Origin of the sequence: Polaribacter sp. Hel1_85 (genome assembly GCF_000766795.1) — a bacterium.
Lineage (GTDB): Bacteria > Bacteroidota > Bacteroidia > Flavobacteriales > Flavobacteriaceae > Polaribacter.
In genome coordinates this window covers 1,463,497-1,478,223 of the sequence record NZ_JPDS01000001.1, presented here as the reverse complement: position 1 = coordinate 1,478,223, position 14,727 = coordinate 1,463,497, and the positions used below count along the sequence as shown (strand labels likewise).

Annotated in this window: 13 protein-coding genes; 11 read left to right on the top strand and 2 right to left on the bottom strand. The window is 29.7% G+C overall.

Features of this window, described 5'->3' with window-relative positions; genetic code table 11:
* Positions 1-5 precede the first annotated feature (5 nt).
* Positions 6-2,891, bottom strand: a complete 2,886-nt coding sequence (gcvP, locus tag PHEL85_RS06400; RefSeq protein ID WP_036822506.1) for an aminomethyl-transferring glycine dehydrogenase — start codon at positions 2,889-2,891, stop codon at positions 6-8.
* A gap of 188 nt (positions 2,892-3,079) precedes the next feature.
* On the opposite strand from gcvP, the gene PHEL85_RS06395 reads away from it, so the two are divergent.
* On the top strand, positions 3,080-3,901 hold the full coding sequence (locus PHEL85_RS06395; protein ID WP_036822504.1) for a membrane protein: 822 nt from the start codon (positions 3,080-3,082) through the stop codon (positions 3,899-3,901).
* A 141-nt stretch (positions 3,902-4,042) separates the two neighbouring features.
* Entirely contained in the window at positions 4,043-5,935 is a 1,893-nt protein-coding gene (gene serA, locus PHEL85_RS06390; protein ID WP_036822501.1) for a phosphoglycerate dehydrogenase, read from the top strand.
* Positions 5,936-6,121: 186 nt separating this feature from the next.
* Here serA and PHEL85_RS06385 read toward each other — a convergent pair whose 3' ends face one another.
* Entirely contained in the window at positions 6,122-7,309 is a 1,188-nt protein-coding gene (locus tag PHEL85_RS06385) for a C40 family peptidase (RefSeq protein WP_036822498.1), read from the bottom strand.
* Positions 7,310-7,408: 99 nt separating this feature from the next.
* Here PHEL85_RS06385 and kynU point away from each other — a divergent pair, with 99 nt between their 5' ends.
* From kynU to PHEL85_RS06340, 9 genes are all read left to right on the top strand, one after another.
* Complete coding sequence (kynU, locus tag PHEL85_RS06380) at positions 7,409-8,668, top strand: kynureninase (RefSeq protein WP_036822494.1); 1,260 nt, start codon at positions 7,409-7,411, stop codon at positions 8,666-8,668.
* Positions 8,669-8,684: 16 nt separating this feature from the next.
* A complete protein-coding gene (locus PHEL85_RS06375) occupies positions 8,685-9,221 on the top strand; it encodes a Crp/Fnr family transcriptional regulator (protein ID WP_036822491.1) in 537 nt (178 codons plus the stop codon).
* A 56-nt stretch (positions 9,222-9,277) separates the two neighbouring features.
* Positions 9,278-9,832: a DinB family protein gene (locus tag PHEL85_RS06370; protein WP_036822488.1), complete on the top strand. Its 555-nt coding sequence runs from the start codon at positions 9,278-9,280 to the stop codon at positions 9,830-9,832.
* Positions 9,833-9,992: 160 nt separating this feature from the next.
* A complete protein-coding gene (locus PHEL85_RS06365) occupies positions 9,993-11,417 on the top strand; it encodes an FAD-dependent oxidoreductase (protein ID WP_036822485.1) in 1,425 nt (474 codons plus the stop codon).
* A 220-nt stretch (positions 11,418-11,637) separates the two neighbouring features.
* Positions 11,638-12,159, top strand: a complete 522-nt coding sequence (locus tag PHEL85_RS06360) for a DUF1697 domain-containing protein (protein ID WP_036822482.1) — start codon at positions 11,638-11,640, stop codon at positions 12,157-12,159.
* An 88-nt stretch (positions 12,160-12,247) separates the two neighbouring features.
* On the top strand, positions 12,248-12,649 hold the full coding sequence (locus PHEL85_RS06355; RefSeq protein WP_036822479.1) for a RidA family protein: 402 nt from the start codon (positions 12,248-12,250) through the stop codon (positions 12,647-12,649).
* A 47-nt stretch (positions 12,650-12,696) separates the two neighbouring features.
* On the top strand, positions 12,697-13,017 hold the full coding sequence (locus tag PHEL85_RS06350) for a GIY-YIG nuclease family protein (protein WP_036822476.1): 321 nt from the start codon (positions 12,697-12,699) through the stop codon (positions 13,015-13,017).
* A 48-nt stretch (positions 13,018-13,065) separates the two neighbouring features.
* Positions 13,066-14,508: an aldehyde dehydrogenase gene (locus PHEL85_RS06345; protein ID WP_036822474.1), complete on the top strand. Its 1,443-nt coding sequence runs from the start codon at positions 13,066-13,068 to the stop codon at positions 14,506-14,508.
* A complete protein-coding gene (locus PHEL85_RS06340; protein ID WP_036822471.1) occupies positions 14,501-14,716 on the top strand; it encodes a DUF6500 family protein in 216 nt (71 codons plus the stop codon). The genes PHEL85_RS06345 and PHEL85_RS06340 overlap by 8 nt, the downstream gene beginning before the upstream one ends.
* Positions 14,717-14,727: the final 11 nt, after the last annotated feature.

The window sequence follows — 14,727 nt, the reverse complement described above, 5'->3', positions numbered from 1 at the left end:
ATCTGCTACATATAATCTTCAATAGGATTACAAGAACAATTTAAGTTTCTGTCTCCAAAAGCATCATCAACTCTTCTAACAGAAGGCCAAAATTTATTATCAGCAATATATGCTAACGGAAATGCAGCTTGTTTTCTTGTGTAAGGTAAAGTCCATTCATCTGCAGTTAACATTTCTTGTGTGTGAGGTGCGTTTTTTAATGGATTATTAGCATCCTCTTTAGTTACATTTTTAATTTCTTCACGAATAGAAATCATGGCGTCACAAAAACGGTCTAATTCTGCAATAGATTCAGACTCTGTAGGTTCTATCATCATTGTTCCTCCTACAGGAAAAGAAACTGTTGGAGCATGAAAACCATAATCCATTAAACGTTTTGCAATGTCTACAACCTCAATTCCGTTTTGTTTAAAATCTCTACAATCAATAATCATTTCGTGTGCAGCTCTGTTCATTTCACCTGTGTATAAAGTGTTGTAATGTCCGTGCAAACGTTCTTTAATATAATTGGCATTTAAAATGGCATTTTTTGTAGAATCTGTCAATCCTTTTGCGCCTAACATTGTTATATATCCATAGGAAATTAAACACACTAAAGAAGAACCCCAAGGAGCAGCAGAAATTGCTGTAATTGCATTTTCTCCTCCAGTGGCAACTACAGGATTTGTTGGTAAAAACGGAACTAATTGTGGAGCAACACAAATAGGCCCAACTCCAGGACCACCTCCACCATGAGGAATTGCAAATGTTTTGTGTAAGTTTAAGTGACAAACATCTGCACCAATTGTTGCAGGATTTGTTAAACCAACTTGTGCATTCATATTGGCACCATCCATATAAACTTGCCCGCCGTTATTATGAATAATTTGCGTAACTTCTTTAATGGCTTTTTCATAAACTCCATGCGTAGAAGGATATGTTACCATTAAAGCAGCTAAATTATCTTTGTGTAATTCTGCTTTTTCTCGTAAATGATTTACATCAATATTACCTTTTTCATCTGTTTTGGTAACTACAACTTTCATACCTGCCATAACAGCAGAAGCAGGATTTGTACCATGTGCAGAAGCTGGAATTAAACAGATGTTTCTATGTGAATCTCCGTTTGATTGATGATAAGCTCTTATGGTCATTAAACCAGCAAATTCACCTTGTGCGCCAGAATTTGGTTGTAAAGAAGTACTAGCAAAACCTGTAATAATATTTAATTGATGTTCTAGTTTTTTTAAAACTTCTTGATAACCTTCAGCTTGATTTAAAGGCACAAAAGGGTGAATATTTCCCCATTGTGGATTGCTTAAAGGCAACATTTCTGAGGCAGCATTTAGTTTCATCGTACAAGATCCTAAAGAAATCATAGAATGATTTAAAGCTAAATCTTTACGTTCTAATTTTTTAATGTAACGCATCATATCAGTTTCTGATTGATACATATTAAAAACCTCGTTTTCTAAAAATGGTGTATTCCTTATAACGCTATCAGAAATAACTTCAAAATCAGCATTAAAAGATGTTTGTGTTAAAATTTGATGAAATTCGTCAATATTTTCAGCTTCAGAAGCAACAGGTTTCTTTTTTAATTGTCCAAAAATGGTAAACAATTTCATTAAATCTTTTTGAGTAGTTGCCTCATTTATAGAGATAGAAATATGTTTGTCATCTACATAATTAAAGTTCACTTTAAAAGATTCTGCAACAGACTTTAATTTAATACAATCTATTTCAACCAATAAAGTGTCAAAATAAGAAGTGTTTAATTGATTAAAACCAGCTTTTTCTAAATAATTTGCAACTAATTTTGTTTTATTATGTACAGAATCAGCAATAAATTGCAAACCACTTTTTCCATGATAAACAGCATACATTCCTGCCATAACAGCTAATAAAACTTGTGCAGTACAAATATTAGATGTCGCTTTTTCACGTTTAATGTGTTGCTCTCTGGTTTGTAAAGCCATACGCAAAGCTCGTTTTCCATTTCTATCTTTGGTAACACCAATAATACGACCAGGAATACTTCTTTTGTATTTTTCTTTAGTTGCAAAATATCCTGCATGAGGTCCTCCATAACCTAAAGGAATTCCAAAACGCTGTGTAGTTCCTACAACAACATCAACTCCAAATTCTGCTGGAGCTTTTAATTTTACTAATGATAAAATATCAGCAGCAACAGCAACTTTTATGTTGTTTTCATTTGCTTTGGATACAAAATCTGAATAATCATAAACTTGTCCATGTTTTCCAGGATATTGTAAAATTGCTCCGAAAAAACTATCAGAAAAATCAAATTCTTCATGGTTTCCAATGACTAATTCAATTCCAATAGGAATAGAACGTGTTTGTAAAACAGATAAAGTTTGAGGCAGAATTTCTTCAGAAACAAAAAACTTATGTACGTTTGCTTTTTTCTGAGCTCTTTCTCTAACATCATATAATAATGCCATTGCTTCAGCAGCAGCAGTACTTTCATCTAGCAAAGAAGCATTTGCCAACTCCATTCCAGTTAAATCACAAATCATTGTTTGAAAATTTAACAAAGCTTCTAATCTACCTTGGGCTATTTCTGCTTGATAAGGTGTGTAGGCTGTATACCAACCTGGGTTTTCTAAAATATTACGTTGAATTACACTCGGTACAATTGCTTCATGATATCCTAAACCAATGTAACTTTTAAAAACTTTATTTTTTTCAGATAGTTTTTTAATATGCGCTAAATATTCATATTCACTCATAGCTGGCGCTAAATCTAACGCTGTTTCTAAACGAATATCATCAGGAACAGTTTCGTAAATCAATTGATCTAAGCTATCAACTTTTATAGTCGATAACATTTTTTCTTGTTCCTTTTTATTAGGACCAATATGTCTGTTTTGAAACAAATTTGTATTCATTACCTCAAGTTTTGTTTATGCATACTTCAACCGATTTAGATATTTGTTGTAAATACATAAAAAAGATTGAGTTTTTCTGCAACAAAAATAGGGATTTTACAAGGTTTTAAGTTTATGTAAAACTGATAAAAAATGGTTAATTATTAACCAAATTAAAATGTTATTAACATAAAAGCTACTTTTGTAAAATGAGATTCTTAAAATTAATATTTAACTTTTATTTAAATGCAAGTATTCATGTTGCTTTCTCTGTATTTGCATTTTTAAGAATTACAGAAATTTATTTTGAGCTTCCTTATAATGAAAATCTTAATTGGTTTATTTTTTTTGGAACAATTACGGGTTATAACTTTGTAAAATATGCAGGTGTTGCAAAATTGCATCACAGAAGTTTGACCAAAGATTTAAAAATTATTCAAATATTTTCTTTTTGCTGCTTTTTAGCATTGTGTTATTTTATATTTCAAATTTCATTAATCGCACTCTTTTTAAGCATTCCTTTTTGTTTATTAACTATATTATATGCAGTTCCTTTTTTAAGTGGGTTTGATAAGAATTTAAGAGAAGTTAGTTATTTAAAAATAATAGTAGTAGCATTAGTTTGGGCTGGTTTTACAGTGTTAATTCCTTTGGTTGATGCAGGCAAAGAAATCAACTTAAATATAGTTATGTTTTTAATTCAAAGGCTTTTAATTGTAGTAATTTTAATACTTCCTTTTGATATAAGAGATGTAATGTATGATGCTATTTCACTACAAACAATTCCGAAGAAAATAGGCATGGAAAAAACGAAAAAACTAGGATTAATGTTGTTAGTTTTTTCATTGGTTTTAGAGTATTTGATTTCTTCTTTAGATTTTGTGAAAACTCCATATATGATTTTCTTTTTTCTGTTGATTATTTTCCTAATGAGAGCAAAAACAGACCAATCTAAATACTATAGTTCTTTTTGGGTAGAAGCATTACCAATTGTTTGGTGGCTACTTCTTTTAGGATTCCATAATTTTTGAGGATTAAAAATAGGTATCTTATAAATAATTTTGATTTATTAGAATAAATAAGGCAGATATCATAAAACTGTAAAATAGCTTCTTATTTTCCTACTATATTTGTAGATTTACTCACTTAAATTCAACCAAGATTCTTAAGTAATGAGTACCACAAAAAGAAGTTATGTTTTCGATTTTGACAGCACCTTAACAAAGGTAGAAGCATTAGATGTTTTAGCGGAAATTACGCTTGAAGATAATCCTAAGAAAGAACAAATTATTCAAGAAATAATTGATATTACAAATTTAGGAATTGATGGCGAAATATCCTTCACACAATCATTAGAAAGAAGAATTAAACTATTAAAAGCAAATAAAGCAGATTTATCTGGTTTAGTAGCAGCTTTAAAAAAGCAAGTATCAAAATCCATAGAAAGCAATAAAGAGTTTTTCGAAAACTTTGCAGATGATATTTATGTGATTTCTTGTGGTTTTAAAGAATTTATAGATCCTATTGTAAAAGAATACAATATACCTTCAGAAAGAGTGTATGCAAATACTTTTGAGTTTGCAAATGATGGTGAAATTGTTGGCTTCGATGCTAACAATCCACTTTCTCAACACAATGGAAAAATAAAGTGTTTAAAAGACATGAATCTTGAAGGAGAAATACAAGTTATTGGTGATGGGTACAGCGATTATGTAACTAGAGAAGCTGGTGTAGCAGATAGGTTTTTTGCGTATACAGAAAATGTTTCTAGAGTAAAAACAACGGAAAACGCAGACCATATTGCCCCAAGTTTAGATGAATTTTTATACGTTAACGATTTGCCAAGAAATATATCATACCCAAAGAACAGAATTAAAATATTATTATTAGAAAACGTACATTCAGACGCTTTTACTAAGTTGTCTGCAGATGGTTTTTCTGTAGAAACAGTATCTAAAAGCTTGTCTGAAGACGAATTGATAGAAAAAATAAAAGATGTACACGTTTTAGGAATCCGTTCTAAAACACAAGTAACTCAAAAAGTTGTAGATGCTGCAGAAAAATTGATGGTGGTTAGTGCATTTTGTATTGGTACCAAGCAAATTAATTTAGACGCATGTAAAGAAAAAGGAATCGTTGTTTTTAACGCGCCTTATAGCAATACACGTTCTGTTGTTGAGCTAGCAATTGGAGAAATCATTATGTTAATGCGTTCTGTATTTCAAAGAAGTACAGAAATTCATAATGGTGAATGGAATAAAACAGCACAAGGTTCTAGGGAAGTTCGTGGTAAAAAATTAGGTATTGTTGGTTATGGAAACATAGGTAAACAATTATCTGTTTTAGCAGAAGCTTTAGGAATGGATGTTTATTATTACGATGTTGAAGATAAATTAGCTTTAGGTAACGCAACTAAAATAAGTTCATTAGAAGAATTATTGTCAATTTCAGACGCTGTAAGTTTACATGTAGATGATAATGCAGCTAACAAGAATTTCTTTGGAGAAAAAGAGATTTCTCAGATGAAAGATGGAGCAGTATTAGTTAATTTAGCAAGAGGTTTTGTAGTTGATATTCCTGCTTTAGTAGCCGCATTAAAAAGTGAAAAATTAGCAGGAGCTGCAATCGATGTTTATCCATCAGAGCCAAGAAAAAATGGAGAATTTTATACAGAATTAAAAGGATTACCAAATGTAATTTTAACACCTCATGTTGGTGGTAGTACAGAAGAAGCACAAAGAGATATTGCAGATTTTGTACCAAGTAAAATTATGGCATATATCAATTCTGGGAATACAGTTGATGCTGTAAATTTTCCAAATATTCGTTTACCAAGACAAACAAATGCACACCGTTTTTTACATATTCATAAAAACGTTCCTGGTGTTATGGCTAAAATCAACGAGATATTAGCAAAATACGATTTAAACATCACAGGTCAATATTTATCTACAGATCCAAAAGTTGGATATGTAATTACAGATTTAGATAAAGAATATAACAAAGAGGTTTTAGACGCTTTAAGAGCAATTGAAGGAACAATTAAATTTAGAGTTCTATATTAATCTTCTTTTTAGAATATAAGAACACCCTTCAGGTTTATAATCTGAAGGGTGTTTTTTTTTGAAGCTATTTCCTGCTTTCACTACTCGCTTTTTTCGTACCTCAAAAGAGCTCAAGCAAATCGTTCAATCAGGGCTAAACTTATTTACTAACATTTTGTTATTTCGAGGAACGAGGTAATTAATTTATTAAAGTTTAATCTTCTCTTTCAAATCAATAATCAATTTGTCTTCAACGTTCAAATAACGTTTGCTACCCAAATACCTGTTTTTATTAAATTCATCATAGTTTGGTTGACTTGAATCCATAGAGCTTAAATGAACGTTTCCAGAAGCATGAATAAATTCCATTTTGTTATTTCCCAGCCAAATTCCAACATGAGTTACTCTTTGTCTTTTCTTTTTTGTAGCTTTTCTTCCAAAAAATAGTAAATCACCTTTTTCTAAACCTTCAAAATTTAAATTTGTATCAACTGTTTCACCAGCATTTATTTGCTGAGAAGCATCTCTAGGAATTACAAAACCATTCATTAAATATACCATTTTTGTAAAACCACTGCAGTCAATTCCTTTGCTAGAAGTTCCTCCCCATAAATAAGGAAAACCAATCATGGTTCTAGCAACTGTTTCAATGTTTTCTTGAGAAATAGTTAAATTTTTAATCCAAGAACTGTAAATAACTCCTTCACTTTTCTTAATAAAACCAGTTCTATTATCAGGGTATTTTACTTCATAGAACTGATTGTCTTCAGATACATAATGCAACAATCCACCTAACGTAATATCAGAAATAATTTTAGAATTCACGCTTTTGTCAACATAAACATAACCGAAATTTTGAGTAAAAATTACTTTTCTTGATTGATTCCAAACATCAAATTCGTTTTCATTCATTCTTGTAATTCCACCTTTGTCAACCCAAGAAATATAATTATCAGGAGTTTGAATTCTGTAGAAATCACCTTTTTTATCCAACACTTTTAAAGACATTCCTAACAAACCTTGCGTTCCTAATTCAGCCGAATGTTTTGGTTGAGAACGAATGTTGATTACTGAATTTCTTGCAACAGCATATTTTAAGTCACCAACTTTAACATCAGGCAAAACACGAACATTATTACTAAATTCTAAATTTCTATTTTTCAAACTATCTAAAAGTATAGAAAATGCTTTTTTACTAGTTATTTCTCCTTCTAAAATAAGTTGATTGTCAGTTAATTCAAAATTAATATCAAACAATTCTACACGTTTGTCAGGAGCATATTTAGCTTTAATTTCTGAATGAATATTTTGAAGTTCACGAATTATTTTTGTGTCGTTTTTACAAGACATAAAAAACATTAAAAATATCAGTGTAAAAAGTTTTAAGAATTTCATTAATAAAATATTTTCAGCTAAAGTACAAAAAATCAAAACTCAAAAAATTGAATTCTCAAAAGGATTGTTTTATATTTGAAGTAAATCATTTTTTACTAGATGCATTATCAAAATTCGTTAGCATTTGCTAAACAGCAAGATAAAGAGGATAAATTTTCTCATTTACGAAATCGATTTCATATTCCAAAAGATAAAAATGGAAAGGATTGGTTGTATTTTACAGGAAACTCTTTGGGATTACAACCAAAATCTACCAAAGAATATATCAATCAAGAATTAGAAGATTGGGCAAATTTAGGTGTAGAAGGTCATTTTGAAGCTAAAAATCCGTGGTTAAATTACCATGAAATATTAACAGATAAAATGGCAAAAGTAGTTGGTGCAAAACCAATTGAAGTTGTGGTGATGAATACACTTACCACTAACTTACATTTATTAATGGTGTCTTTTTACAGACCCACAAAAACAAAATATAAAATTGTAATAGAAAGTGATGCTTTTCCTTCAGATAGATATGCAGTACAATCGCAATTGAAGTTTCATGGTTTTGATGACAAAGGATTGATCGAATGGAAACCAAGAAAAGGAGAGGAATTATTAAATATTGAAGATTTAGAAAAAATCATTGCTGACCAAGGAGATGAAATTGCATTATTATTAATTGGTGGCGTAAATTATTACACAGGTCAGTTTTTAGATTTAAAAAGAATTGCAGAAATTGGACATTCAAAAGATTGTGTTGTTGGTATTGATTTAGCTCATGGAGCAGGAAATATTCAGCCGAATTTACACGATTCAAATGTAGATTTTGCAGCTTGGTGTACCTACAAATATTTAAATTCAGGTCCAGGAAGTTTAGCAGGATTATTTGTCCATGAAAAACATTCAAAAAATAAAGACTTACCACGTTTTTCAGGTTGGTGGAATCATAATAAAGAAACACGTTTTAATATGCGAATGCCTTTTGATGTAATGGAAGGAGCAGAAGGTTGGCAATTATCAAATCCGCCAATATTATCTATGGCAGCCATAAAAGCGTCATTAGAAATGTTTGATGAAGTTGGTATGGATGCATTAAGAGAGAAATCTGAAAAATTAACAAGTTATTTCGAGTTTTTAATCAATGAAATTGGTTCAAGTGATATTAAAATTATCACACCAAAAAACCCAAAAGAAAGAGGTTGTCAATTATCTATTCAAGTAAAAAATGCAGATAAAAGTTTGCATAAAAAATTAACTGAAAACAATATTATTACAGATTGGAGAGAGCCAGATGTTATACGTTGTGCGCCAACACCAATGTATAATACTTTTGAAGATGTTTACAGAATGGTTTCAATTTTGAAAAAAATGTTGTAGATTATTTACTAATAAAATGAATATGATTGCAAATTTAATTGATCAAATAAATAATGAGAATCTTTGGGAAAAAGAGATACAATTAGAGCGTAATGAGTATTTAAAAATAAAAGGTAGTATTGATACTAACCTATATTTAGTTGTAAACGGAAGTTTAAGAATATTTGTAATTGATGAGTACGAAGAACATACAATTAGGTTTGGTTATCAAAATAATTTAATTGCTTCATTAGATTCATTTTTAAATGAGCAGCCTTCAGATTTTTATATTCAAGCACTAAAAAAAACAAAAGTAAAATCGATTTCTAAGAAAAAGTTTATTTCTTTTATTGAATCATCCTTAGAAAATAAAAAAATATGGTTAGCTATTTTAGAAAACTTTGTTTTGCAGCAAATGGAAAGAGAAAGAGATATTTTAACATCTTCTCCTATAGAAAGGTATCATAGAGTTTTAAAGAGAAGTCCACAATTATTTCAAGAAATACCAAATAAATATATTGCTTCGTATTTAAGAATGACACCTGAGACACTTTCTAGAATAAAAAAATCTTAATTTCAATCAATGTTTTTAAAAGTTTATCTGCAGAGTTTTGCAATAAAACAAATACAATGGCTGTAGCAACTGAAAAATTAATTCAAAATTTATTAGAAATTACCCGTAAGAATTTAAATAGTGTAGAACAATTAAAAATGCAATCTATAGATTTTCTTAATTGGAAACATAATTCGGAAAGTTGGAGTATATTAGAATGCATAGAGCATTTAAATAGATATGGTGATTTTTATATTCCAGAAATAACAAACAAAATAAAAACATCTAAATATAAGAGTTCTAAAACTTTTAAAAGTAATTGGTTAGGTAATTATTTTAGCAAATCAGTTTCATATAATGAAGATTTAAACAAAATGAAAACGTTTAAATCTATGAATCCTTTAAATTCAGAATTAGATTTTAAAACTCTCGAAAAATTTATAAACCAACAATATCAAATAATAGAACTTTTAGATAAGTCTAAAAATGTTAATTTAGACAAAACTAAAACAGCTATTTCAATCTCAAAATTGATTAAATTAAGATTAGGAGATACATTTAGAGTCCTAATATATCATAATGAAAGACATATAAAACAAGCAGAAAAAACACTAGAAAAAGCTAGAAAGTAATTAATGATTAATTCTGTATGTATTTAGAAAATCTACAAGATTTTCTTTAGGTTCGTTTTCTTTTACTAAATTAGTTCTATCGAATTCTACTTACAAAAAATGATAAGTTGATGGAGAAATTAAATTTTGCCTTGTCGTAGAAATAAATTGAAAAAGAAAAATGAACAAAAATGATAAAATAGTAATTATAGGAGCAGGTTTATGTGGTTCTTTACTCGCTTTAAGACTTGCTCAAAGAGGTTTTAAGGTAGAAATGTATGAAAGTAGACCAGATCTTAGAAAAGTAGATATTTCTGCAGGAAGAAGTATAAATTTAGCATTATCAGATAGAGGTTTTAAAGCATTACGTTTGTGTGGAGTAGAAGAACAAGCCAAAGAAATCTGTATTCCAATGTTTGGTAGATTAATTCATGATAGAAAAGGAAATGAGTTTTCATCAAATTATTCTGGGAGAGAAAATGAATACATCAACTCAATTTCAAGAGGAGATTTAAACGCACTTTTATTAACGGAAGCAGAAAAGCACAAAAATGTAAACATTCATTTTAATAAAAAGTGTAAAAAAGTTGATATCGAAAATTCAATTGTACACTTTAAAGATTACAAAACCAAAGAAGAATTTTCTATAAAATCAGCTGTTGTTTTTGGAACTGATGGCGCAGGTTCTTCTTTAAGAAAAAGCTATTATTTAGAAAAAAAGTTCTTGTTTAGTTATTCTCAAAATTATTTAAATCACGGTTATAAAGAGTTAGAAATCCCAGCAAACAAGGAAGGGAAACATAAAATAAGTAACCAACATTTACACATTTGGCCTCGTGGAGATTTTATGTTGATCGCCTTACCAAATTTAGATGGTAGTTTTACTGTAACACTGTTTTTAAGTTATAATGAAGGTGAATTTAATTTCGAAAATTTAACTTCCGAAGAAAAAATAACACAGTTTTTTGAGCAAGAGTTTCCAGATGCTTTAGCATTGATTCCTAATATAAAAGAAGAATTTATAAACAACCCAACTGGCGCTTTAGGAACCGTAAAATGTTCGCCTTGGTTTTATCAGAATAACACCTTATTAATGGGAGATTCTGCACATGCAATTGTGCCTTTTTACGGACAAGGAATGAATGCTTCTTTTGAAGATGTTACTGTTTTTGATGAAATTCTCTGTCATTTCGAGGGCAGTCGAGAAATCTTTGATTGGCAAACCGTTTTTAAAGCGTATCAAAAAGCAAGAAAACAAGACACGGATGCTATTGCAGATTTAGCGATTGATAACTTTCATGAAATGAGAGATCATGTTGCAAATCCTATTTTTAAAGAAAAAAGAAAGTTAGAAATGAGTTTAGAAAAAACGTTTCCAACTGAGTATTTTTCTAAATATTCTATGGTAACTTTCAATTCAACAATTGGTTATCATGAAGCGCTCAAAAAAGGAAGAGCACAAGACAAAGCATTGTTAAATTTAATTGCAGATGATAAAGTACACACAGATTTAAATATGGCAAAAGAGGAATTGAAAATCATTTTAGATAAAGTGAAAATAGAAACAGAAGAGATTTTAAGAGAAGATGAAATTGCAGGATTGTAAGCAAAGCGAAATTCTGAATTAATTTAAGAATCATATTATTTGAAACTATTTCCTGCTTTACGCACTCGCTTTTTTGTGAAAAATAAAAAGAGCTCAAACAAATGCTTCAAATGCATAGCATTCAACGACTCAATAAAATAGAAAAGCGGAGTTAATCAGGGCTAAACCAATTAATAAAAACTATTAATTAGAAGAAATAAATAGAACGTTTATAAAGTAAATGAAAACATACATCATTTTATTACGCGGAATTAATGTCTCTGGAAAAAATAAAATTCCAATGGCAGAACTACGTAATTTATTAAACGATTTAGGTTTTCAAAATGTACAAACTTATATCCAAAGTGGAAATATTATTTTAGAATCTGAAAAATCAAAATCAGTAATTTGTCAAGAAATAAAAGAAGCTATAAAAGGTAAATTTGGTTTCGAAGTTCCTGTATTGGCAAGAACAATTCCTGAATGGAAAAAAGCAATTGCTAATTATCCTTTTCCAATAGATAATACAAAAATAGTGGCGTTTGTTTTTTTAAACAGAAAAATATATGAAACAAAAATAAACGTAAAAGGGATTCATAACGATGAATATTTAATCGATAATGATATGGTTTATATTTATTGTCCAACAGGTTTTGCTAAAACAAAACTTTCTAATAATTTGTTTGAAAGAAAATTGAATGTGACAGCAACAACTAGAAATTACAATACAACTTTAAAGTTATTAGAGTTGGCTATAAAGTAACTAAATGTCTCCTCGAGCGCAGTCGAGAGGTTTTTAAAAAGTATTAATATTAAATAGGTTTCGACTGAGCTCGACCAAAAAAAACAGCATGGAAAAAAAAGTAACACCAAGAGGCGCTTATCCACACGTAAAAGTTGTAGGAGATTTTATTTTTGTTTCAGGAACAAGTTCTAGAAGAGCAGATAATACCATTGCAGGAGTTGATATTGTTGATGAAATGGGAACAAAATTTCTAAATATAGAAACGCAAACTAGAGAAGTTTTACAGAATATTGATAAAAATTTACAAACAGTTGGTGCAACTATAAAAGATGTGGTTGATGTTTCTACGTTTTTAGTAAATATGAATGATTTTGCAGGTTATAATAAAGCTTATGCAGCGTTTTTTGACAAAGAAACAGGACCAACAAGAACAACAGTTGCAGTGCATCAATTACCACATCCAGATTTGGTTGTAGAGATTAAGGTTACTGCTTATAAAAAGAAATAATCATTAACGAACGAATGTCTCCTCGAGCGCAGTCGAGAGGTTTATTTATGAAAACGTATTTTGTTTATATTTTAAAATGCTCAGATGATTTATTATATACAGGAATCACAAATAATATAGAAAGAAGAAGATTTGAAGAACATCAAAAAGGATTAAATAAGAGTTGTTTTACTTTTAAGCGAAGACCTTTAGAATTAATCTTTAACCAAGTTTTTAATGATGTTGAGCAAGTAATTTATTTTGAAAAGAAAATAAAAAAATGGAGTTCAAAGAAAAAGTTATCTTTAGTAAACGATGATTTTGATATGTTAGAAATTTTGTCAGAATGTAGAAATGCTACACATCATAAATATAATTCTGATAATTGAAGAGTTCTCGACTGCGCTCGAACAGACATTTAGTTTTAATAAAATAGTATGAACATAAAAAACTACATAAACGGAATATTTATAAATCCAACTGAAGGAAATTATATCGATAATTACAATCCATCAAATGGAGAAGTATATAGTCAGATTCCTAACTCTACCAAAGAAGATGTAGAAAAAGCTTATGAAGCTGCAGAAAAAGCATTTCCAAGTTGGTCTAATACAGCATTAGTAGCAAGAAGTAAAATCTTGTTTAAAATAGCAGAATTGATAAAAGGAAAATTACACTTTTTAGCAGAAGCAGAATCTAAAGACAATGGAAAACCAATTAGTTTAGCAAAAGCAATAGATATTCCAAGAGCAGCAGCTAACTTTCAGTTTTATGCAAATGCAATAACACAATTTTCATCAGAAGCACATGAAAGTATTGGGTTGAATGCTATGAATTTTACCTTGCGTCAACCCATAGGAGTTGTCGGTTGTATTTCTCCTTGGAATTTACCATTGTATTTATTCTCATGGAAAATTGCACCAGCAATTGCTGCAGGTAATTGTGTTGTTGCAAAACCTAGTGAAATAACACCAATGACAGCTTTCTTATTAGGAGAAATTTGCACAGAAGCAGGTTTGCCTAAAGGTGTTTTAAATATTGTTCATGGTTTAGGAACTACAACTGGGCAAGCAATTGTTGAGCATCCAAATATTAAAGCGATCTCTTTTACCGGAGGAACAAAAACAGGAGCTCATATTGCACGAGTTGCTGCGCCAATGTTTAAGAAACTCTCATTAGAATTAGGAGGGAAGAACCCAAACATCATTTTTGCAGATTGTGATTATGAAAAAATGTTAGAAACTACAGTGCGTTCTTCGTTTGCAAATCAAGGTCAGATCTGTTTATGCGGAAGTAGAATTTTTGTAGAAGAAAAAATCTATGATAAATTCAAAAAAGATTTTATAAAAAAAGTAAAGCAATTAAAAGTTGGTCATCCATCAAAACCCAATACAGATATTGGAGCATTAGTATCAAAAGAACATTTAGAAAAAATAGAAGCTTATGTTGAAATAGCAGAAAATGAAGGAGGAAGAATTTTATGTGGAGGTTTAGAAGTTACAATTCCTGGTTATGAAAACGGATATTATTTTCAGCCAACAATAATTGAAGTAACAGATAATTCTTGTAGGATAAATCAAGAAGAAGTTTTTGGACCAATTGTAACTATTATGCCGTTTAAAACTGACAAAGAAGCTTTGCAATTGGCAAACGATACAAAATACGGATTGTCATCAACATTATGGACAAATAATTTAAACAGAACTATGCAATTTTCTAAACAATTACATACAGGAATTGTTTGGGTAAATACATGGATGTTACGCGATTTAAGAACGCCTTTTGGCGGACAAAAAGCAAGTGGAATAGGAAGAGAAGGTGGTTTTGAAGCGCTGCGTTTTTTTACAGAACCCAAAAATATTTGTATTCAATATGAATAAAAAAATAAGAGAAAAAATTATACAAGTTTGTGATGATAAAATTGCAAAAAAAGGAAACAATGTAGGTCTGTCTTTTTATGCATTTTTCAAGAATAAAAATGATAATCCAACTTTATTAATGGAAGTTGCAAAATGGTGGATAGAAACTCATGAGTTAGATCATTTTGAAAAGGCTGTGAAGATTAAAAAAATGGTAGAGAATAATTAAAATTAAATGTT